At 68.1% G+C, this 20,241-nt stretch carries 19 protein-coding genes; 1 reads left to right on the forward strand and 18 read right to left on the reverse strand.

From position 1 onward, the window contains the following. Positions 1 to 30: 30 nt before the first annotated feature. The 8 genes from ACLKOY_RS06660 to ACLKOY_RS06695 form a co-directional block, all read right to left on the reverse strand. Positions 31 to 834: a hypothetical protein gene (locus tag ACLKOY_RS06660; RefSeq protein WP_436452946.1), complete on the reverse strand. Its 804-nt coding sequence runs from the start codon at positions 832 to 834 to the stop codon at positions 31 to 33. A gap of 111 nt (positions 835 to 945) precedes the next feature. Continuing rightward, positions 946 to 2,760, reverse strand: a complete 1,815-nt coding sequence (locus tag ACLKOY_RS06665; protein WP_436452947.1) for an ABC transporter ATP-binding protein — start codon at positions 2,758 to 2,760, stop codon at positions 946 to 948. After that, positions 2,757 to 4,688, reverse strand: a complete 1,932-nt coding sequence (locus ACLKOY_RS06670; protein ID WP_436452948.1) for an ABC transporter ATP-binding protein — start codon at positions 4,686 to 4,688, stop codon at positions 2,757 to 2,759. The genes ACLKOY_RS06665 and ACLKOY_RS06670 overlap by 4 nt, the downstream gene beginning before the upstream one ends. A 369-nt stretch (positions 4,689 to 5,057) precedes the next feature. Continuing rightward, positions 5,058 to 5,555, reverse strand: coding sequence for a methylated-DNA--[protein]-cysteine S-methyltransferase (locus tag ACLKOY_RS06675; protein ID WP_436452949.1), 498 nt, complete (start codon positions 5,553 to 5,555; stop codon positions 5,058 to 5,060). After that, the gene (locus ACLKOY_RS06680) at positions 5,552 to 7,051 is read right to left on the reverse strand and encodes an AlkA N-terminal domain-containing protein (protein WP_436452950.1); all 1,500 of its coding nucleotides are present in this window, start codon (positions 7,049 to 7,051) and stop codon (positions 5,552 to 5,554) included. Before ACLKOY_RS06680 ends, ACLKOY_RS06675 begins: the two co-directional genes overlap by 4 nt. A 154-nt stretch (positions 7,052 to 7,205) precedes the next feature. Beyond that, positions 7,206 to 8,813: a bifunctional phosphoribosylaminoimidazolecarboxamide formyltransferase/IMP cyclohydrolase gene (purH, locus tag ACLKOY_RS06685; RefSeq protein WP_140036426.1), complete on the reverse strand. Its 1,608-nt coding sequence runs from the start codon at positions 8,811 to 8,813 to the stop codon at positions 7,206 to 7,208. Between the two features lie 42 nt (positions 8,814 to 8,855). Beyond that, positions 8,856 to 9,443, reverse strand: a complete 588-nt coding sequence (gene purN, locus ACLKOY_RS06690) for a phosphoribosylglycinamide formyltransferase (RefSeq protein WP_436452951.1) — start codon at positions 9,441 to 9,443, stop codon at positions 8,856 to 8,858. A gap of 43 nt (positions 9,444 to 9,486) precedes the next feature. Beyond that, positions 9,487 to 10,872, reverse strand: coding sequence for a cell division protein PerM (locus ACLKOY_RS06695; protein ID WP_436452952.1), 1,386 nt, complete (start codon positions 10,870 to 10,872; stop codon positions 9,487 to 9,489). 91 nt (positions 10,873 to 10,963) lie between these two features. On the opposite strand from ACLKOY_RS06695, the gene ACLKOY_RS06700 reads away from it, so the two are divergent. After that, complete coding sequence (locus ACLKOY_RS06700) at positions 10,964 to 12,421, forward strand: NCS2 family permease (RefSeq protein ID WP_436452953.1); 1,458 nt, start codon at positions 10,964 to 10,966, stop codon at positions 12,419 to 12,421. Between the two features lie 61 nt (positions 12,422 to 12,482). Here the strand turns inward: ACLKOY_RS06700 and ACLKOY_RS06705 are convergent, their stop codons facing one another. The 10 genes from ACLKOY_RS06705 to ACLKOY_RS06750 form a co-directional block, all read right to left on the reverse strand. Continuing rightward, on the reverse strand, positions 12,483 to 12,857 hold the full coding sequence (locus ACLKOY_RS06705; protein ID WP_436452954.1) for a DUF2510 domain-containing protein: 375 nt from the start codon (positions 12,855 to 12,857) through the stop codon (positions 12,483 to 12,485). A gap of 7 nt (positions 12,858 to 12,864) precedes the next feature. Then, a complete protein-coding gene (locus ACLKOY_RS06710; RefSeq protein WP_436452955.1) occupies positions 12,865 to 13,614 on the reverse strand; it encodes a hypothetical protein in 750 nt (249 codons plus the stop codon). Then, positions 13,614 to 13,925 carry a hypothetical protein gene (locus ACLKOY_RS06715; RefSeq protein ID WP_436452956.1) on the reverse strand — a complete coding sequence of 104 codons (312 nt, stop codon included), beginning with the start codon at positions 13,923 to 13,925 and terminating at the stop codon, positions 13,614 to 13,616. The genes ACLKOY_RS06710 and ACLKOY_RS06715 overlap by 1 nt, the downstream gene beginning before the upstream one ends. After that, positions 13,918 to 14,469: a hypothetical protein gene (locus tag ACLKOY_RS06720; RefSeq protein WP_436452957.1), complete on the reverse strand. Its 552-nt coding sequence runs from the start codon at positions 14,467 to 14,469 to the stop codon at positions 13,918 to 13,920. Before ACLKOY_RS06720 ends, ACLKOY_RS06715 begins: the two co-directional genes overlap by 8 nt. 16 nt (positions 14,470 to 14,485) lie before the next feature. Beyond that, positions 14,486 to 14,782: a WXG100 family type VII secretion target gene (locus ACLKOY_RS06725; RefSeq protein WP_436452958.1), complete on the reverse strand. Its 297-nt coding sequence runs from the start codon at positions 14,780 to 14,782 to the stop codon at positions 14,486 to 14,488. A 123-nt stretch (positions 14,783 to 14,905) separates the two neighbouring features. Then, the gene (gene sucD, locus ACLKOY_RS06730) at positions 14,906 to 15,808 is read right to left on the reverse strand and encodes a succinate--CoA ligase subunit alpha (protein ID WP_042539277.1); all 903 of its coding nucleotides are present in this window, start codon (positions 15,806 to 15,808) and stop codon (positions 14,906 to 14,908) included. 27 nt (positions 15,809 to 15,835) lie between these two features. Continuing rightward, a complete protein-coding gene (gene sucC / locus ACLKOY_RS06735; RefSeq protein WP_140036423.1) occupies positions 15,836 to 17,002 on the reverse strand; it encodes an ADP-forming succinate--CoA ligase subunit beta in 1,167 nt (388 codons plus the stop codon). Positions 17,003 to 17,142: 140 nt separating this feature from the next. Continuing rightward, positions 17,143 to 18,510: a hypothetical protein gene (locus ACLKOY_RS06740; protein ID WP_436452959.1), complete on the reverse strand. Its 1,368-nt coding sequence runs from the start codon at positions 18,508 to 18,510 to the stop codon at positions 17,143 to 17,145. Then, a complete protein-coding gene (locus tag ACLKOY_RS06745) occupies positions 18,503 to 19,684 on the reverse strand; it encodes a S8 family peptidase (RefSeq protein ID WP_436452960.1) in 1,182 nt (393 codons plus the stop codon). The genes ACLKOY_RS06740 and ACLKOY_RS06745 overlap by 8 nt, the downstream gene beginning before the upstream one ends. A gap of 41 nt (positions 19,685 to 19,725) precedes the next feature. Beyond that, entirely contained in the window at positions 19,726 to 20,148 is a 423-nt protein-coding gene (locus ACLKOY_RS06750) for a hypothetical protein (RefSeq protein ID WP_436452961.1), read from the reverse strand. Positions 20,149 to 20,241 lie beyond the last annotated feature (93 nt).

Raw genomic sequence — 20,241 nt, forward strand, 5'->3', positions numbered from 1 at the left:
CGGCCGCCGCTTCCTCATCGGAGGCGGCGGTCACTGCTTGCCCGGCCGCTTGCGCTCGTTCCACGCTGCGATGGCCGACGCGGCGGCACCAGCGGCACGATCGATCGCCTCCGCCGAGCGGCTGAACACGTCGTGCGCGGCGTCCTGCCAACTCGACGATGCTGACGTCGTCTCGCCCGCCTGCACTCTCGCGGCGTGCTCGGCAGCCTCGAAAGCGCGCTCGAGGTCGGCGACGGCGTCGCGGTACGCGGCGAAGTCCTCAGCACTGACCCGCCCGGTGGCGGCGCGGCGCATCTCAACGGCGTGCGCTGCCGCCCGGAGATACGCCGCTGTCGCGGGCTGTCTGACGTCGGTCATCGCCGGGTACGCGATCTGCAGGCCGGCGTCGGTCTCGTAGTTCATCCAGCGCACCACGATGGCTTCATGCTGCGCCTGGAGGCGCTCGAGGGGGCGGGGTGCGGATGCTGCGGGGATGGCCGCGCGCGCGGCGTTGAGGCGCACCTGCTTCGCGCGGACGTCTGCGGCAGCGGCCTTGGCGTCGTTCTCCTTCGCGCGCAGCATCCGCTTGGCGCCGGCCACCTGTTCCTGGGTCGCGCGCCGAGCACTGCGTTCCGCGGAGATGCGGACGACATCGGCCCGAGCGAGCTTGACGGCCATCCGTCTTTCGACCGCCGCCTGCCGGGCAGCCTTGAGATCATGCCGAGCCGCGTCGTACTCGAGTCTGCGGCCGCTCCTCGTGCTGCGACGACGCAACCCGACCGCCCCGGCGGCGACCCCTCCGGCCGCGACGGGCGCGATCCACCACAACTCGACGGCGAGAAGCAACGGATCCATACTTCGATGCTACCCAGGCCTGCGCCTCACCGCTCCGCCGTCTCCACGGCGAACGACCGAGGCCACGACCGGTGATCGGTCGTGGCCTCGGTGTTCAGGAATCGCGCTCGTTCACACCAGCGTCTGCTGCCAGGCGGCGTGCAGCTGCGCGAACTTGCCCGTGCCGCTGATGAGCGCCTCGGGAGTGTCATCCTCGATGATCTTCCCGTGCTCCATCACCAGCACCCGGTCGGCGATCGCGACCGTCGAGAGACGGTGCGCGATGATGATCGCCGTGCGGTCCTTGAGCAGCGTCTGCAGCGCGTCCTGAATCAGACGCTCCGAGGGTATGTCGAGCGATGCGGTGGCCTCGTCGAGGATCAGCACCGCAGGGTCGGCGAGGAACGCGCGGGCGAACGAGATCAGCTGACGCTGACCTGCCGACACGCGACCACCGCGTTTGTTGACGTCGGTGCGGTATCCATCGGGCAGCGACGAGATGAACTCGTCCGCCCCGACCGCACGGGCAGCCGCGCGGATCTCGTCGAGCGAGGCGTCGGGCTTTCCGAGAGCGATGTTGTCGGCGACCGTTCCGCTGAAGAGGTAGGCCTCCTGCGTCACCATGACGATGGCCCGACGGAGATCCTTCGGGTGCAGGTTGCGCAGGTCGACTCCGTCGAGCGTCACCTTTCCGATCGACGGGTCGTAGAACCGCGAGATCAGCTTCGCGAGCGTGGACTTTCCCGCTCCGGTGGTGCCCACCAGCGCAATGGTCTGCCCCGCCGGGATGTCGAGCGAGAAGTTCGGCAGGATCGTCTTCTCACCGTTGTAGCCGAACGTCACCTCGTCGAACTCGATGTGTCCTCGCGACTCCCACAGGTCCACCGGCTTCTCGGGATCCGGAACCGTCGGCACCTCCTCGAGCACGCCGGACACCTTCTCCAGCGCCGCCGTGGCGGACTGGTAGGAGTTGAGGAACATCGCGATCTCCTGCATCGGAGCGAAGAAGTTGCGCACGTAGAGCACGGCCGACAGCAGCACGCCGACGGTGAGTGCCCCCTCGGACACCCGGATGCCACCCCAGAGCACGACGATGCCGAGCACCAGCGCCGCGACGCCCATCAGACCGGGCTCGAACGTGCCGAACAGCAGCATCGAGCGGCGGTTGACATCCCGATAGTCGCCGGCGATCTTCTGGAACGTCACATCGTTGCGGGGCTCCTTGCGGAACGCCTTGACCGCTCGGATGCCCGTCATCGTCTCGACGAACTGCACGATCACCTTCGCGCTGATCACGCGCGACTCACGGTAGACGAGCTGCGAGCGCGAGTAGAACCAGCGCATCAGGAAGAACAGCGGCACGCCGCCGATCGCGAGGATGAGCCCGGACTGCCAGTCCCACACGCACAGCGCGATGAACGTGAACAGGCCGAACAGCACGCCGGATACGAGCTCGTTGAGCCCGCCGTCGAGAAGCTCCTTGATCGAGTCGAGATCGCTCGTCTGGCGCGAGATGATGCGGCCTGACGTGTACGACTCGTGGAACTCCAGGCTGAGGCGCTGAGTGTGCAGGAAGATCCGCTTGCGGAGGTCCAGCAGCACCGCCTGCGTGAGCTTGGCCGCGATGATGACGTACCAGGCGATCATCGCCGCTGCGACAGCACCGGCGAGGAGGTAGATCCCGCCGATCATGAAGGTCGGCATCCAGTCCGCGCGCTCGAGCACGGCGGGCAGGGCCCGGTCGAGCCCGATGCTGATCAGGATCGGGCCGGCGACCTGGAGCGCCGTCGAGATCACGAGCACGATCGCCGCGAGCACGATCTGCCCCTTCAGGGGACGAACGAGCGAGCCCAGCAGCCGGAGCGACCGACGGCGGATGGCCCGGCTCTCCGCCTTGGTGTAGCTGGAGCGGTCTTCGTCCTGGGTTCCGGTGATCGCGGAGCTCATCGCTGCACCTCCTTCTCGGTGATGATGTCTTGGTCGGCGGCATCCTCGCGGATCCCGGCCTGAACTGCGGCGTCGATCTCGGCCTGCTCATCGCGGATGATCGGGATCGCGCCGGTACGCGCGGCCTCCTCGGCCTCGAGGCTCGAGATGACATGCCGGTAATGACTGCTCGTCTTCAGCAGTTCGCTGTGGGTTCCGACAGCGGTGACCCGGCCGGCTTCGAGCAGCGCCACCCGGTCGGCGAGTGCCACGGTCGAGGGCCGGTGCGCCACGATCATGGCCGTGGTGTCGGCCAGCACGTGTCGCAGCGCCTCTTCGACGAGCGCCTCGGTGTCGACGTCGAGCGCCGACAGCGGGTCGTCGAGCACCAGCACCTTCGGGTTGGCGGCGACGGCCCTGGCGAGCGCCAGACGCTGACGCTGTCCGCCGGACAGGCTCAGCCCCTCTTCGCCGATGACGGTCTCGACGCCCTCGGGCAGCGAGTCCACGAAGGCCGCCTGAGCGACGTCGAGCGCCTCGCGCAGCACGCGCTCGGCCTCTTCGCTGTGCACGTCGAGGTCGGCGCGCCCCAGCAGCACGTTCTCACGAACGGTCGCCGAGAACAGCGTGGCGTCTTCGAAGGCCATAGCGATGTGCTGGCGCAGCTCGGCGAGCGGCAGGTCGCGCACGTCGACGCCGTCGAGCGTGACCCGCCCGCCGGTGACGTCATAGAGGCGCGTCGGCAGCGTGGTGAGCGTGGTCTTGCCGCTGCCGGTCAGTCCGACGAGCGCCATGGTCTCGCCCGGTCGCAGCACGAGGTCGATGCCGTCGAGCAGGTCGCGCTCGTGCGCTCCTGCGTCCTGGTAGCGGAAGTGCGCCGCCTCGAAGGCCAGCTCGCCGCGGGGCTCCGCGATGTGCACCGGGTTCTCGGGGTCGGTGATGGAGTTGGTCTCGGAGTAGATGTCGAACACGCGATCGGTTGCGGTGCGCGCATCGAGCATGAACGAGAACAGGAAGCCGATCGATTCGATGGGCCACCGGAGCACCACGGCCATGGCGAAGAACGCGAACAGCTGCGCCTGGTCGATCTCGCCCTGCGAGATCAGCCAGATGCCCGACATCAGGCTGAGGCCGAAGGCGATCTGGGGCATGAGGTCGAGCCAGAACCAGATCGACGCGATCGCGCCTGCCTTGCTCATCTCGGTCTCGCGCAGCGTCTCGGCCTGACGGCTGAAGCGGCCGAGGGCGTGCTTGCCCCGGCCGAAGGCCTTGAGCACGCGGATGCCGTGCACGCTCTCCTCGACACTCGTCGCGAGGTCACCTGCCTGGTCCTGGCTGCGGCGTGTGAGCGCGCCGTAGCGCTTCTCGAAGAGGTATCCGCGGATCCACAGCGGGATGGCGGTCACGATGAAGATGACGCCCAGCAGCCAATGCCAGCGGAACAGCAGCACCGATCCGATCACGATCGTGAGGATGTTGACCACCAGCAGGACGAGCCCGAAAGCCAGCCAGCGGCGGATCAGGCCGATGTCCTGCATCATGCGGCTCAGCAGCTGCCCCGACTGCCAGCGGTCGTGAAACGAGACCGGAAGCGTCTGCAGGCGCGAGTAGAGCTCGGTTCGCATCGTGTACTCGACCTGTGTCGCAGGGTAGAGCACGAACTGGCGGCGCAGCCAGACCATCAACGCTTCTCCGATCGCGAGACCGAAGACGGCGAGCGCACCCCAGGCGATGGCGTCGATCGCACCGGTCTGCACCGGTCCGCGAATGATCTGCTCGAGCACGATGGGGATCATCAGAGCGATGATCGCTGCCACGAGCGCGCTGGCAGCGCCCCCGGCGAGCCGCCAGATGACGGGCTTCACGAAGGGCTTCAGGCGCCACAGTGCGGCCGGAGTGGAGAGGGAGGAAGAGGAGGAGGCGTTCTGCGATGAAGGCGAGGAAGACATGTCTCTCAGACGAGTTTCGTATGGGGAAGCGGTTGCTGAAGGGGGCGGACGCAGCAAGGGACTCTCGGAGTCCGGCATCCGGTGAGGTCGTGCGTGTCGGAAAGTGGCTCTAGCGGAGCGGGCGCACCGGGGTCGAGCCGAGAGCGGCGATCTGCACAGCGGCGATCGATGTCATGGTGTCCTCCTCAGGGGCTCGGCTATGTCGTCCCGGTCGGTGCGACAGCCCACCAGCCTATTCCTGTGAACAAGCTGAGCGCAAGAGAGATTCCCGATTCCTCGATGTCGTCCTCCTCAGGCGACATCGCATGCCGGGATACCGGTCTTGGCGACGGGCGACAGCGCTCCTGCGCCGGCCGACGATTCTGCGACTCACCCTCGCGCGGCTTCTCTCTCCAACAGGCTCGCCTTGACGTCGAGGCCCCAGGCGAACCCGCCGAGTGTGCCGTCGGAGCGCAGCACGCGATGGCACGGCACGAACAGCGCCGGGGCATTGCGGGCGCAGATCGAGGCCGCGGCCCGCACCGCACGGGGGTTGCCGAGGCGCGCCGCGAACGAGGTGTAGGTCAACGGCTCCCCCGGCTCGATCTCACGCAGCGCCGACCATCCGGCGAGCTGCAGCGTCGTGCCCGTCTGCTTGACGGCGACCGCATCGATCGCTGAGAGGTCTCCGGCATAGAACGCGAGCGCCGCAGCTGCCGCATCGGTGTCGCGCTCGTGCACCTGGGTCGGTCGGCCCTGGCTCGAGAGGCGGGCGACGATCGTCGCCTGATCGGCTGTCCACCCCGAGGAGAGCACTCGCTGGCGCTCGTCGGCGAGGATGGTGAACGGTCCATCCGGGGTCTCGATGGTCTGGATGATGGCGTTCATGAGGTCTCCTTCACGAGGGTGGTGGTCTGGGACGCGCGCGTCCGTCGAACAGGACGCGCCGGTGCTGCTCGCCAGAGATGAGCGCTGAGATAGCTGCGCCACGGAGCAGCTCGCTCCGCCCACGCGACGAGCGGCAGCGGATCGCCGGGGAGTCCGGACGCGGCAGCTCCTGCCCGCAGGGCGACGTCACCGGGGAGCAGCACGTCGGGGTCGCCGAGCACGCGCATCCGCACGTAGTCGGCGGTCCAGGGCCCGATTCCCGGCATCGCGAGCAGAGCGGCTCGCTGCTCGACGCCGTCGTCTCCGACCGTGAGCGGGAGCGAGCCGTCGGCGAGCGCGGACGCAGCACCGACGATCGCCCTGATACGAGCCCCCGGCCCACGCAGCACCTCGGCCCCTCGCTCGGCGATCGCCGCCATCGTGGGGAACAGAAGCCCCTGCTCCGTGCGCTCCCCCAGCGCCTCGGTCAGGGTCGTGAGGGCGGTGCGAGCGGCGACGACCGTGATCTGCTGACCGATCATCGCGCGGATCAGCATCTCATGCGGATCCGCCGAACCGGGCACGCGGATGCCGGGCGTACGTGCGACGAGCGGAGCGAGCTCCGGGTGCGCGCTCAGCGCCTGATCGACGGCAAGCGGGTCGGCGTCGAGATCGAAGATCCGTCGCACGGTCGACACCAGCGGAGCGAGGTCGCCGAGCTGCGCGACGCGGGCACGCAGGTGCAGTCGCTCCGTCGCGTCCTGACTCACCTCGAACCACGCGGGCCCACCCGCCATGCGCAGATGACGCGAGAACGACGTGGCTGTGGCCTCTTCGACCCCCGACACCGCACGGGCCGCCATCCACTGGAAGATGCCGGACGCATCGAGGGGTCCGCGATACGGGAGGACGAGGTCGATCGCGCCGGGAGAGGCCGATGCCGGCATCTTCCGGCGGGCTCTGAGCTCGCCCGGCGTCAGGTCGAACACCTCGCGGATCGTGTCGTTGCACTGCCGGATGCTCGCGAAGCCCGCAGAGAAGGCGACATCGGAGATCTGCATGTCCGTGCCGACGAGCAGCATCCGCGCGGTATGAGCGCGATGCGCCCGCGCGAGGGCGAGCGGGCCCGCACCGAGCTCGGTCGAGAGCAGCCGAGTGAGGTGGCGGGTCGAATAGCCGAGGCGCACGGCGAGGCCGGACACCCCCTCTCGCTCGACCACACCAGAGGCGATGAGACGCATCGCCCGAGCGGCGACGTCGCTGCGCAGATCCCACGCGGGTGAGCCGGGCGCCGCCTCCGGGAGGCAGCGCTTGCAGGCGCGGAACCCCGCTTCGTGGGCTGCGGCGCTGGTCGGATAGAAGGTGACGTTCTGCGGCTTGGGCGTGCGCGCGGGGCAGCTCGGTCGACAGTAGATTCCCGTGGAGCTGACGGCCGTCACGAACTGACCGTCGAAGCGCGTGTCACGTGCGCTGATTGCGCGATATCGCTCGTCGAAGTCGGTCACGGGGAAGCTCATGGCTCCACTCTGTCATGCACCACCGACGCCGGCTGGCGGAAATCGGACATCACTGTGGAGCCCAGCTCCCGCCCCCTGCACACAGCGCGAAACCCCTCGCACCGACGTCGGTGCGAGGGGTCTCGGAGGCGCTTCGGCCCTGAGGCCGGCGTCCTCAGTGGAAGAAGTGACGCTCTCCGGTGAAGAACATCGTGACGCCGGCCTTGCGTGCGGCGTCGACGACCTCTTCGTCGCGCACCGAGCCACCGGGCTGCACGATCGCCTTCACGCCCGCGTCGATGAGCACCTGCGCGCCGTCGGCGAAGGGGAAGAACGCATCGGATGCCGCGACCGAGCCGGCCGCACGGTCACCGGCACGCTCGACGGCGAGCCGGCACGAGTCGACGCGGTTGACCTGGCCCATGCCGACGCCGACCGTGGCGTTGTCCTTCGCGAGGACGATCGCGTTCGACTTGACGGCGCGGCATGCCTTCCACGCGAAGATCAGGTTCTCCATCTCCTCGTCGCTGGGGCGCTCGCCCGAGACGAGCTCCCAGTTCTTCGCCACCGACACGATGTCGTCGGGGAAGCGGTCTGCGTCCTGCAGCAGAAGACCTCCCGAGACCAGGCGCACGTCCATTCGCTCTTGCTGCCAGTCCTGCGGCAGCTGCAGCAGACGGAGGTTCTTCTTCGCCTTGAACACCTCGAGCGCTGCGGGCTCGAACGACGGAGCGACGATGACCTCGGTGAAGATGTCCTTGAGGTTCTCGGCCATCTTGAGCGTCACGGTGCCGTTCGCGGCGATCACGCCGCCGTACGCCGACACGGGGTCGCACTCGTGCGCACGGATGTGGGCGCTCGCGATCGGGTCGAGGGCGTTGGGCGCGGTGGTCGCGATGCCGCACGGGTTCGCGTGCTTGATGATCGCGACCGCCGGCTTCACCATGTCGTACGCGGCGCGCAGCGCGGCATCCGCATCGACGTAGTTGTTGTACGACATCTCCTTGCCCTGCAGCTGCGTCGCCTGAGCGATGCCGTGGCCGCCGACGCGGGTGTAGATCGCGCCGCGCTGGTGCGAGTTCTCGCCGTAGCGCAGCGTGTTGAGAAGCTCGGCCTGGATCGTGAGGTGGGTGGGCAGGTCCTCGCCCTCACCGAGCGTGCCCTCGGCGAACCAGGAGGCGACAGCCGTGTCGTACGCGGCGGTGTGGGCGAAGGCGCGGGCCGCGAGCTCACGACGCTGCGTCAGCGTGGTGCCGCCGTTCTCGATGGCGCTGATGATGCCCGGGTACGACTGCGGTGAGACGACGATCGCGACGTTCGCGTGGTTCTTGGCTGCGGCGCGCACCATGGCGGGCCCGCCGATGTCGATCTGCTCGACGACGTCGTCGCCCTCGGCGCCGGAGGCGACCGTCTCGACGAAGGGGTAGAGGTTCACGACGACGAGCTCGAACGGTGCGATATCGAGGTCGGCGAGCTGACGCTCGTGGTCCTCGAGGCGGAGGTCTGCGAGCAGACCGCCGTGGATCTTCGGGTGCAGGGTCTTCACGCGACCGTCGAGCATCTCGGCGACACCGGTGACGGCGGCGACATCGGTCACCTCGAATCCGGCCTCACGGATGGTCGATGCGGTCGAGCCGGTCGAGACGATCTGCACGCCTGCGCCGGCGAGCGCTTCGGCGAGCACGAGCAGATCGGTCTTGTCGCTCACCGAGACGAGCGCGCGGCGCACCGGGACGGTGTCGCGGTCGCGGTACAGCGAATGGTCGTGGCGGGGTCCGGCCATGATGGGCTCCTTCGTGCGAGGGGGGGGCGTGCGTGGATCGGTTCAGGGTGCGGGGGTCAGCGAGAGCTCGCCGGTCGCGATGCGGCGCACCACGTCGATGAGCAGTCGGCGTTCGACGGGCTTGATGCGCTCGTGCAGGCTGTGCTCGGTGTCGCCTGCGAGGACCGGCACTCTCTCCTGCGCGAGGATCGGCCCGGTGTCGACGCCGTCGTCGACGACGATCACGCTCGCGCCGGTCTCCGAGACGCCCGCGGCGAGCGCGTCGCGCACTCCGTGTGCGCCGGGGAACTCCGGCAGGTAGGCGGGATGCGTGTTGATCAGCCGGGGCGCGAGGTCAGCGACGAGACCTGCGGGAAGCAGACGCATCAGGCCGCTGAGCACGACGAGGTCGGCGTTCCAGACGGCGAGCTGGCGGCCGAGCTCTTCGCCCCACGCTTCGCGAGACTCGTGCTCGTGCCACGGAACCGTGAAGCTCGGGATGCCGAACTCCTCGGCGTGGGCGAGGCCGTCGGCTTCGCGGTCGGCGCCGACGACCACCACCCGCGCGGGGAAATCGGGGTGGCGAGCAGCCTCGAGGAGGGCGCGAAGGTTCGAGCCGGTGCCCGAGATGAGAACGGCGACCGTGAGCACGCGCCCAGTCTATCGGGGCCGACGTCGGGGCCCGACCCGCATGTCAGCCGACGGGATCCCCCGGGTCGCGCTTCGGCAGCCGGAATCCGCCCGCGCCATCGAGCGGCGCGGTGTCGTGGTCGGGCGATGCGTCGCGCCAGCCGATCATCGCGTCGTCGAGCTCGCTCGAGGCCGCGTCGGATGCCGTCATCTCGGCGACCCACCGGTCGGTGCGCTCCTCTGCGAGCTCGTCACGGTTCCGGGGCGACAGCAGCAGGATCGCCGCGCCGAGCAGAACCTCGCCGCCCAGAGCGAGGGCGAAAGGCAGCGCCGCAGGTCCGGCTTCGGCGAGCCGCCCAGGGCCCATGGATCCTCCGGCGAGCAGGGCGGCGACCGCGGCGACCGCGGCGGTCAGCACGCCGATGCCGGCGGCGATCGCCGCACGAGGCGCCATTCCGAGAGGTGTGCCTTCCCAGACGAGGCGCGAGCGGACGGCCCAACCTGCGAACGCTCCGGCTCCGATCGGGAGGATGATCACGATGAGCATCCAGATCGAGGTGCTCTCCGGCAGAAGACCGAGCACGGGAATGCCCGGGACCACTCCGAGCTGGGTGCCCGCGGGAGACACGGCAGTGCCGACTCCCACCGCGAATCCGGGGCCGGCGAGCCAGGAGGCCGCCCAGACGATGATCGTGGGCAGATAGGCGAGATGCCCGAGCGTGATGACCCCGGCGCCGAGCGCATCGACTCGAGCCGCCTGGAACAGCGCCACCATCTCCCCACCTCGTGCCGCGACGAGAACAGCGACGGTCAGCGCCGAGGCTGCGGTGACCCCCACCACCGCGAAGGCCGCCCCGCGGACCGCTGCGCTCGGCACCGGCCCCCAGTCGCCCCACGAGTCGACGACGTCGTGGATGCGGTCGAGGATGCCGCCGTCGCCGTCTTCCCAGGCGACGCGCACCGCCCCGCATAGGGCGCCCACGAGATAGACGGCGGTCGGCAGCAGGATGCCCGCCACGACGGACGTCTCGATCGCGGCGAGATGCGAGGTCAGCGCGACTCCGGTCGCGATCGCCGCGAACGTGAGCGACCCCGAGAGCGTGCCGAGCAGCCACGCGCCGGCGCGGGCGGCACGGGCGCCGGAGCGAGCCGCGAACAGCAGAGAGAAGATGAGGAACGCGAGCGGGGCCACCGAGAGCGTGAAGGCCGCGGCGTCAGGCGCGATGCCTGTGGTGCGCAGCACCTCGGTCGAGACTTCGATGCTCAGCGGCACGCCGTGGCCGAACTGCCACAGAGAGCCGGTGAGCGGCCAGAGGGCTCCCCAGTCGGCCGTGACTCCGAACGAGAGCGTCCAGAGCAGTGTGAGCGGCGCCAGCAGAACCACGAGACCGACCGCCGCAGCGATAGCGGCATCGAAGGCGGCGAGGAGCGCGACGAGGAGGCGTTGCATATCGAATCGAGACTACGACGAGAACCCTGTCGTCGCCTGGGGGCGCGCGCGACTCGCGCGACACGATATCGTCGCCTGCGGAGGTTTCCCGATGACAACTGCCCCGTCCCCCACCCGCTCCACGGCCGAACCCACGAACGCCCTGGACCGCTTCTTCGAGATCAGCAAGCGCGGATCCACGATCGGCACCGAGATCCGAGGGGGTCTGGTGACGTTCGTCACGATGGCCTACATCGTGATCCTCAACCCGATCATCCTGTCCGGCTCGGCCGATGTCGCAGGCAACACCCTCGACTTCAGCGCCGTCGGCGCCGCGACCGCGCTGACCGCCGGCGTGATGACGATCCTCTTCGGTCTCATCACCCGCCTGCCCTTCGGCTTCGCAGCCGGCCTCGGCATCAACGCCTTCGTCGCGTTCTCGGTCGTCGGCCAGGTCACCTGGCCCGAGGCCATGGCGCTCGTCATGATCAACGGTCTCGTGATCGTGCTCCTCGCGGCCACCGGCCTTCGGAAGATGATCTTCGACGCTGTGCCGTTCCAGCTCAAGATCGCGATCACGGTCGGAATCGGCCTGTTCATCGCCTTCATCGGCTTCGTCAACTCGGGCTTCGTCACCGCCACCGGCAGTGCCTCCCCGCCGGTCGGCCTGGGAGTCGGCGGCTCCGTCGCGACCGTCCCGACCGTTCTCTTCATCGTCACGCTCATCGTCACCGGCATCCTGGTCGCCCGCAAGGTCAAGGGCGGGCTGCTCATCGGCCTCGTCTCGGGCACGGTGCTCGCGGTGATCGTCGAGGCGATCTGGCACCTCGGCGCCGCGGCAGACGGCAACGCCGGAGGCTGGGGGCTGACGGTGCCCACGCTCACCGGCTCGCCGTTCGGCCTGCCCGACCTGAGCCTGGTCGGCGCGGTCGACTTCGGCTTCGACTTCAGCAAGGTCAGCCTCGTCGCGATCGTCATGATCGTCTTCACGCTGGTCTTCTCGAACTTCTTCGACGCCATGGGCACCATGACCGGTCTCGCCAAGGAAGCCGGTCTCGCGAACGAGAACGGCGACTTCCCGCGCATCAAGTCGGCACTGGTCGTCGAAGGTGTCGGCGCGATCGTCGGTGGTGGCACCTCGTCGTCGTCGAGCACCGTGTTCATCGAGTCCGGAGCGGGTATCGGAGAGGGTGCACGCACCGGTTTCGCCAACCTGATCACGGGCGGCATGTTCCTGCTCGCGATGTTCCTCACGCCACTCACGTCGATCGTCCCGACTGAGATCGCCGCCGCGGCGCTCGTGATCGTCGGCGCGATGATGATGGCGCAGATCAAGTACATCGACCTCACCGAGTTCGATGTACTGCTGCCCGTGTTCCTGACCGTGACCGTGATGCCGCTGACCTACTCGATCGCCAACGGAATCGGCGCCGGCTTCGTCAGCTGGGTGATCATCCAGGCGCTCTCGGGCAAGGCCAGGAAGATCAGCCCACTGCTGTGGGTGGTCGCCGCCGGTTTCGTGGTGTTCTTCGCGCGCGGCCCCATCGAGGCGCTGTTCGGCGTCGCCTGAGCGACACAAGAACGACAGAGGGGCGGGTGCTGCGGCATCCGCCCCTCTGTCGTTCTGAGGATCAGCGGATCGGGTGCAGCCCGTACGGCGGCGGAGCATCCGCGGCCAGGAGCCGACGGTATCCCGACAAGCGGGCCTCGAACACGATGCTGACGACGATGAACGGCAACGGTGCCAGGAACCAGATCACACCGTACCCGCCGGTCACGCTCATGAGCACGGTCAACGCCACCCACAGCCCGGCGAGAATCCAGAAGGCTGTGGCGAACAGCCGACCGCGGCGAAGGAACGCCGCGCCTGTCTGGGGCGAATCCACGCCGGACGAGGCCCGCACCACGACGTCGTCCGTCCAGCCGGCTCCGTTCCACCAGCGCAAGAGTGACGGCTTGAGCGAGATCGCGTACCAGCCGGCGGGAGGGCCCGAAACGGGGATCACCAGGCGCTCACCACGCGAAACGCGAGTTGGGCCACTCGGTGATCTGCGCCCCGCTCAGCACACCCGTCAGCGTGTCAGCTCGTGACTGCGATGCCGGCGCCGTCAGCAGCACTCCGATCGCCGACACGATGACCCCGATGATGCCGATCACGAGTCCGACGACGGCTCCCACGCCGGTCACGCCCGTTCCCAGCGCCACGGCGACGCCGGCGACAGAGACGCAGTAGCCGATGGTCGCGAGGAGGTTCTCGGAGTACCACGAGTCCTGCGACGAGGCGCTGTCTCGCAGCACTCGGATGAGCGCGTCGATCGGTGCGAGGAGATCGGAGACCTGGTCGCGCTGCTCGTAGAACGCCTCCGAGTAGCGGTCGACGATAGGAGAATCCCAGGCGGCGTCCTTCAGACCGTCCATCTCTGAGATGTCGGCGTCAGTCTCGAGCCCCGAGAACGCCGCACGGACTCCGTTCTCGAGACGCGTCGCCTCCTCACGCAGCTGAGTCGGCATCCCCCACTTCGCGACCTCGTCGCGCATGAAGTTCACGGACTCGCGGAGGATCGTCAGCTGGATCGTCACCGTGGTGAATGCGGCTTCGTAGGCGGCGTCCTTTGCCCAATCCGGGTAAGGAACACCCATGTACTCGAGCTTGTCGACGGCGTCGCGCAGCGCACCGGGCAGAATTCTCTCGACGTCTGCGATGCCGGCGAGCGTGTCGTCGAGGACACGGATGATCTCGCGACCGAGGGCTTCAGGATGCATCAGGAACCCGCTTTCGCAACGATGGCCTCGGTCTGCGCTTCAGCCTCTTCGTACGAGGAGGCGACGTCTTCGAGGCGGTCTGCGATCGCCTGCATCGCCCTCGAGCCGGCGCTCACTTCGCGACGGAGGTGCCCCAGCTTCGCGACGTAGTCGGCACTCACCTGGGCAAAGCCCGGCTGGTCCGAGAACGCCCAGGGGTCGAGTGTCGAGCCGAGGTCCGCGTCTTCGGCGGTGAGCCGCGACGACCAATCCGTCCATCTGGCCACGTCTGCGCGCAGGGCGCTGACGTCGACCGAGAAACCATCACCCATCAGCATCCTCCCGATCGAAAGCCGCATTCACCCGCGACTTCACCGCCGCTTCCATCTCGTCCAGAGTCGCCGTCGAATACCATCCCGCATTGAAATGGACGGCATCAAGGCAGCCCAATCGCATACTCACAGCAACGTCTGGAGCGGGGTACGTGTGCAGGTCGCCGAAGAGATCCGCGACGTGCAGATCCTTCGCGATCTTCACCGGACTTTGCCCCTCGCGGTAGCGCGCCAGCATTTCCGGCGTGCCCTGCGCTGCCGACGATCTCGGCATCCGTTCGATCGTCGTCTGGATCGCGTGCGTGACGGAAGCCGCGAGCTCGAAGACCCCCGGCGAGGTGAGTCCCGACGCGATGCGGACAGCCGAGATCCGCTTGCCGTCGACCGAGGAGACGTCGACCTTGGCAGTACTGACCTGAGAGAGCCCCTTGATCACCTGGCTCTCGATGTCTGACATGGTCTTGCGATAGTCGACGACGGATTCCGTATAGCGACGCTGCAACGCTGCGAGCCTGTTGCGACGCTCTGAAGCGTTCAGGTCCATCCCGGCGATCGCTCTCTCACTCTGCTCCGCAGAGGTCTCTCAGCCTCTGCTCAGTGGATGTGTAGATGTGGAGCGCCTCTCCGAGTGCTGCGATCATCCGTTCGAGCTCCTCCCGCCGGACCTCGCCGTCCTGTGCCCACGACTGCTGGGCGGTGCGGAAAGCTTCAGCAGCGTCACCCTCCCACAGCTGGAGCAGGAACTCCGATTCGGTGTCGAAGGACTGCAGCGACAGGTTCAGATCCGAGAGGTCCTCGATGAGACCATCGATCGCGAGCTGAATGCCGTCGAAGTCGACCTCGATTGTCCCCGCCATGTGCTCGACGCTAGCAGATCGTCCACCGTCTGGAAGAAATCGTCTGCGTTCGGGCATGAAAGGCATCGGGCATAGAAGAAGGCCCCGGAGTGGAGTCCAGGGCCTTCTCCTCGATTATAGCGCTTAGAGCGACTCGACGATCTCACGCATGAGAGCGGCGGTCTCGGACGGCGTCTTGCCGACCTTAACACCGGCGGCCTCGAGGGCCTCCTTCTTCGCCTGAGCGGTACCGGCGGAGCCGGAGACGATCGCACCGGCGTGACCCATCGTCTTGCCCTCGGGGGCCGTGAAGCCCGCGACGTAGCCGACGACCGGCTTGGTGACGTGCGCCTTGATGTACTCGGCCGCACGCTCTTCGGCGTCGCCGCCGATCTCGCCGATCATCACGATCGCCTTGGTCTCGGGGTCGGCCTCGAACGCGGCCAGCGCGTCGATGTGCGTCGTGCCGATGACCGGGTCGCCGCCGATGCCGATGGCGGTCGAGAAGCCCAGGTCGCGCAGCTCGAACATCATCTGGTAGGTCAGGGTGCCCGACTTCGACACGAGACCGATCGGGCCCTTGCCGGTGATGTTCGCGGGCGTGATGCCGACGAGCGCCTCACCGGGGGTGATGATGCCGGGGCAGTTCGGTCCGATGATGCGGGTCGTGTTGCCCTTGCTCTGCGCGTAGGCCCAGGCCTCGGCCGAGTCGCCCACCGGGACGCCCTCGGTGATCACGACGAGCAGCGGGATCTCGGCATCGATGGCCTCGATCATCGCGTCCTTCGTGAAGGCACCGGGGACGAAGGCGATCGACACGTCGGCGCCGGTCTCCTTCATGGCCTCGGCCACGGAGGCGAAGACGGGGAGCTCGACGGCGTTGCCGTCCTTGTCGGTGTGCGAGACCGTGGTGCCGGCCTTGCGGGCGTTCACGCCACCGACGACCTGGGTGCCGGCCTTCAGCATGAGCGCCGTGTGCTTGGTGCCCTCGCCGCCGGTGATGCCCTGGACGATGACCTTGGAATCCTTGTTGAGGTAGATCGACATTTCTTTAGTCCTTGTGTCTCTCTGCGATCAGGCGTTGGCGAGTGCGGCGGCCTTGTCGGCGCCCTCGTCCATGGTGCTGGCGAGTGTGACGAGCGGGTGCGCGTACTCGGCGAGGATCGCGCGACCCTCGTCGACGCGGTTGCCGTCGAGGCGCACGACGAGCGGCTTGGAGGCTGCGCTGCCGAGGGTCTCGAGAGCGCCCTTGATGCCGTTGGCGACGGCGTCGCACGCCGTGATGCCACCGAAGACGTTCACGAACACGCTCTTGACCTGCGGGTCGCCGAGGATGACGTCGAGGCCTGCGGCCATGACCTCAGCCGATGCGCCACCGCCGATGTCGAGGAAGTTGGCGGGCTTGACACCGTTGTGGTTCTCGCCGGCGTATGCGACGACGTCGAGCGTCGACATGACGAGCCCCGCGCCGTTGCCGATGATTCCGACCTCGCCGTCGAGCTTCACGTAGTTCAGACCGCTCTTCTTGGCCTTGGCCTCGAGCGGGTCGGCTGCGTCCTTGTCTTCGAGCGCTTCGTGCTCGGGGTGACGGATCTCGGAGGCGTTGTCGTCGAGCGTGACCTTGCCGTCGAGAGCGATGATGTCGCCCTCTTCGGTGCGGACCAGCGGGTTGACCTCGACGAGAGTCGCGTCCTCACCCTTGTAGACGTCGAAGAGCTTGACGAAGACGTCGGAGACCTTCTCGATGAGGTCTTCGGGGAAGTTGGCGGCGCGGGCGATCTCGACGGCCTTCGCCTTGTCGATGCCGGTCAGCGGGTTGACCTCGACGCGAGCGAGTGCCTCGGGGCGCTCGACCGCGAGCTCCTCGATCTCCATGCCGCCCTCGACCGAGCAGAGGCTCAGGTAGGAGCGGTTGGCACGGTCGAGCAGCACGGAGAAGTAGAACTCCTCGGCGATGCGCGCACCCTGCGCGACCATGACGCGCTTGACGACGTGGCCCTTGATGTCGAGTCCGAGGATGGCCTTGGCCGCCTCGTATGCCTCTTCGGGGGTCTTCGCGACCTTGACGCCGCCGGCCTTGCCGCGACCACCGGTCTTGACCTGAGCCTTGACGACGACGACTCCGCCGATCTTCTCAGCGGCTGCCTTCACCTCCTCAGGGGTGTCGGCGACGATGCCGGCGAGAACCGGCACTCCGTACTTTTCGAAAACGTCTCGTGCCTGGTACTCGTACAGATCCACTGTGGTTCCTTCACTGGGCTGCTGTCTGGTAATTCTCTCGATGTCGAGACATCGACCAGTTGCCCAGCCTACTACCTCGAACTGAACGCTCCCGGCGGCCACAGGGCCGCCGGGAGCGCATACCAGTATGGAGATCGGGTTCAGCGAAGCGTGTCGCGACTGCCCGCCTGCGCGGAACGCGAGCGGGGTCCTGTCTCCTCGTCGTCTTCGAGCTTGGGGGCGATCGGTCCGCCGAGACCCGAGCGTTCGCGCCGCTTATCGTCGTCGCCGGATGCTCCACCCATCATGCCGGGGGCCATCGAACGGCCACCCGCGCCGGCGGCCGATCCACCGGCAGCGCCGGACGCCGACCCGGAAGCTGACCCTGCCACCCCGAAGCCTCCGGGGCCGGTCGCGCCGCTCATGCCGAGCAGTCCACGTCCGGCAGTCGCCGCACCTGCACCTGCACCGCTTCCACCGCCGCCGAACAGACTCGCGCCGCTCGTGCCGCTGAGAGACGCCGAGCGTGCGCCCATCAGCGCCGCGGCTCCTGCACCACCCACGACCGCTGCGCCGAGCGTGCCCGAACCGCCGGATCCACCGCTGAGCAGACCCCCGCCACCGCCGCTTGAGCCGCCGGGGTATCCGGGCAGGGTGCCGCCGATCGGTGAGTCGACGCTGGGATCACCTGCGCCGCCGCTTCCGGATCCGCCTGTGCCGCCGTTGCCGCCGTTGCCCCAGCCGTTGTCGCCCACTGAGCCGCCGTTGCCACCGCCTGAGCCGCCATTGCCGCCACCTGAGCCGCCATCGCGGCCGTTGCCGCTCCCCGAGCCATCGGGCACCCAGCCACCGGTGGACGGTGGGGTCCAGGTACCGATGCCACTCCCTCCCGGCGACGTACCGGGGCCGCCTGAGGGCGCATTGCTCCCCACGGGTGGGACGCGGGCATCGATGTCATCGACGTCGATCACGGGCGGCGGTATCTCGCCGATGGGGACCTGAAGGCTGCTCTCCGGTTCGAATGCGCCCCGAGCCTCGGTGACCAGGGTCGACCTGATCTTCTTCAACTCGTTCATCGCGGCCGTCTCGCGCTCTGCCGCGAGCCGCGCTTCTTCACGCGCGACGGCTTCGCCGGTGTCGAACACCCCCAACCCGTCGGTCAGATCGGCCAGATTGCGACCGGCGTCGGCCAGTAACCCCTCCGCCGAGGCGGAGGGGAGTCGCCCCAGGGCGCCACTCGCCTCTCTCGCAGCCGTGTCCGTCGCAGCGATCAACGCGGACCTCATTCCCCGCAGATTGTCTTCGATGGTGCTCGCGTTCTTCTCCATCGCGCTCAGCGCGTTCTCGGCGCCGGTGGCGGAATCTCCGCTCCACCCGGGGACCTCGCGGACGGCAGCGATGGCCCGTCGGAGCTGTCCCACGGCCTCGAGGCGCGCATCCAGTTGAGGGTCCGCGAAGGACGTCATCGCGGTCAGAGCGCGAAGCTCGTCCTCGAACATCGTCGGTGTGCACACATTCGGGTTATACATCGTTGCGTCCTTCAGTCTTCTTGCGCGATGCGAGCACCACGATCATCACGACCACCGCGACCACGGCCACTCCCCCGGCGATCCCCCACGGCAGGAATGCGGGTGCAGACCCGTTCTCCGAGGTCGAGTCCGCGGTGGGCGCCGGCTCGGCGTACACCTCGTCGATCGACGGCTTCTGCCCGTCCTTGAACAGCGGGTTCTCGTCGGCGTACTGCGCCGGGTCCTCCGCGATGACGCGCGTGGCGTTCACCACCCCGTGTCCGAGTCGGCTCGACCACTGCAGCTCGTGCGGCTGTGAACCGGTGTTCCGGATCAACGACTGGGTCAGCTGCGCGGCCGTCGCGTCCGGCCACTTCTGCTTCGCGAGCCCCAGCAGGCCCGCGACGATCGGTGTCGCCGCAGAGTTGCCCGACCATGCTGACATGCCCCAGGTTCCGTCGTGGCCCAGGCCGGCGACGTCCTCGCCCGGCGCGACCACGTCGACATCGTCGTTCGTCATCTCGGAACCATCGAGTCGGGTCAGCGGCTGCGCCGACGAATCCACGGCGGCGACGTTGATCACGCCGTTGATGAAGGTCAGCTGCTGGGTGCCGAGGGTGTCCCAGTTCGGAAGCGCGGCGACGACGAGCACTCCGGCCTGCAGCGCCGCGGCGACACTGTCGACGGTGTCCTGCGAGAGCTCCTCGGTGACCTGGAGGAATCCGCCCGACATCGTGACGATGTCCGCGCCCTGGGCGACGGCGTCATCGAGCGCCTCGGGGTAGCGGGCGTCGCATCCCTCTTGGAGCAGCCCGTAGTAGAGGATCTTCGCCTGCGGCGCGATGCCGCCGGGCCCTGGCCCACTGTCCGACGTCGAGTTCCCCACGATCAAGGAGGTGGCGGACGTGCCGTGCTGCAGCGCCGCGAAGTCCGTGGGCTCCACGCCGGCGGGGTCGGGGCAGTCCTCGAGTTGCCTGATGTCGATGTCGGCATCGTCCAGCGACGTCACGGCCGGGTTGATCGCCCCGTCGATGACCGCGATCGTCACGCCCTCGCCGGTGATCCCGGCGTCGTGGATCGCGGGGATCTTCATGGCATCGAGATACCAGAGGGGTCCGGTCGCCGAGGAGTCCTCGGCTGCGGCCGCCGCCGAGGATGCGACGCCATCGGCCCCGACCGCGCTCAGAGCGGTCACCACGAGAATGAGAAGCCCTGCGGCGCAGCTGCGCACGCGCATCAATATCCGCCCGACTCGGAATCGTCTTCCTTCGTGGTGGCGTCTGGGACTGCCGCGGGGTCAGACGACGCAGCGGACGCAGCCTGCGTCAACTGAGCGGATGAGGTGAGCGTCGGGTCGTCCACGATCGCCGTGACCCGTGAGAGCGCTGCAGACAGGTTCTGCTCCGACTGCTCCTTCTCGTCCATGACCGCCGCGATCGCATCGCGGAACGCGGCCGTGTTCGACGCGAGGCCCCCGATCATGCGCTCGATCTCACCGGCATAGGCTGATGCGGCATCCAGGTAGCTGGCGGTCGTATTCGTCCGCAGACCGTCCATCTCGATGGACCGCGTGCCCACTCCCGCGCCTTCGATGCTCTTGACGAGCGTGTGGATGTTCTCGAGCATCTGCTCGAAGTCAGCACCGATCTGCGCTGCCATGTTCTTCCCCTCCATGGGGGACGCCAGCGCGCCCCACCCTCCGGCGACCCATGTTAGTCGACGGCGTCGACAGTGCACTTGGCGCGTTTCCCA

The sequence above is a fragment of the Microbacterium sp. K2 genome (assembly GCF_051365005.1).
GTDB lineage: Bacteria > Actinomycetota > Actinomycetes > Actinomycetales > Microbacteriaceae > Microbacterium > Microbacterium foliorum_B.

Excerpts from the sequence above, each read along its gene's own strand:
- ACLKOY_RS06700 (WP_436452953.1), top strand. The coding sequence starts at position 10,964 with ATGACAACTGCCCCGTCCCCCACCCGCTCCACGGCCGAACCCACGAAC.
- ACLKOY_RS06750 (WP_436452961.1), bottom strand. The coding sequence starts at position 20,148 with ATGGCAGCGCAGATCGGTGCTGACTTCGAGCAGATGCTCGAGAACATC.
- ACLKOY_RS06720 (WP_436452957.1), bottom strand. The coding sequence starts at position 14,469 with ATGGACCTGAACGCTTCAGAGCGTCGCAACAGGCTCGCAGCGTTGCAG.
- ACLKOY_RS06740 (WP_436452959.1), bottom strand. The coding sequence starts at position 18,510 with ATGTATAACCCGAATGTGTGCACACCGACGATGTTCGAGGACGAGCTT.
- ACLKOY_RS06710 (WP_436452955.1), bottom strand. The coding sequence starts at position 13,614 with ATGCATCCTGAAGCCCTCGGTCGCGAGATCATCCGTGTCCTCGACGAC.
- ACLKOY_RS06660 (WP_436452946.1), bottom strand. The coding sequence starts at position 834 with ATGGATCCGTTGCTTCTCGCCGTCGAGTTGTGGTGGATCGCGCCCGTC.
- ACLKOY_RS06695 (WP_436452952.1), bottom strand. The coding sequence starts at position 10,872 with ATGCAACGCCTCCTCGTCGCGCTCCTCGCCGCCTTCGATGCCGCTATC.
- purH (WP_140036426.1), bottom strand. The coding sequence starts at position 8,813 with ATGGCCGGACCCCGCCACGACCATTCGCTGTACCGCGACCGCGACACC.
- ACLKOY_RS06670 (WP_436452948.1), bottom strand. The coding sequence starts at position 4,688 with ATGTCTTCCTCGCCTTCATCGCAGAACGCCTCCTCCTCTTCCTCCCTC.
- ACLKOY_RS06725 (WP_436452958.1), bottom strand. The coding sequence starts at position 14,782 with ATGGCGGGGACAATCGAGGTCGACTTCGACGGCATTCAGCTCGCGATC.
- ACLKOY_RS06680 (WP_436452950.1), bottom strand. The coding sequence starts at position 7,051 with ATGAGCTTCCCCGTGACCGACTTCGACGAGCGATATCGCGCAATCAGC.
- ACLKOY_RS06675 (WP_436452949.1), bottom strand. The coding sequence starts at position 5,555 with ATGAACGCCATCATCCAGACCATCGAGACCCCGGATGGACCGTTCACC.
- ACLKOY_RS06665 (WP_436452947.1), bottom strand. The coding sequence starts at position 2,760 with ATGAGCTCCGCGATCACCGGAACCCAGGACGAAGACCGCTCCAGCTAC.
- sucD (WP_042539277.1), bottom strand. The coding sequence starts at position 15,808 with ATGTCGATCTACCTCAACAAGGATTCCAAGGTCATCGTCCAGGGCATC.
- ACLKOY_RS06715 (WP_436452956.1), bottom strand. The coding sequence starts at position 13,925 with ATGGGTGATGGTTTCTCGGTCGACGTCAGCGCCCTGCGCGCAGACGTG.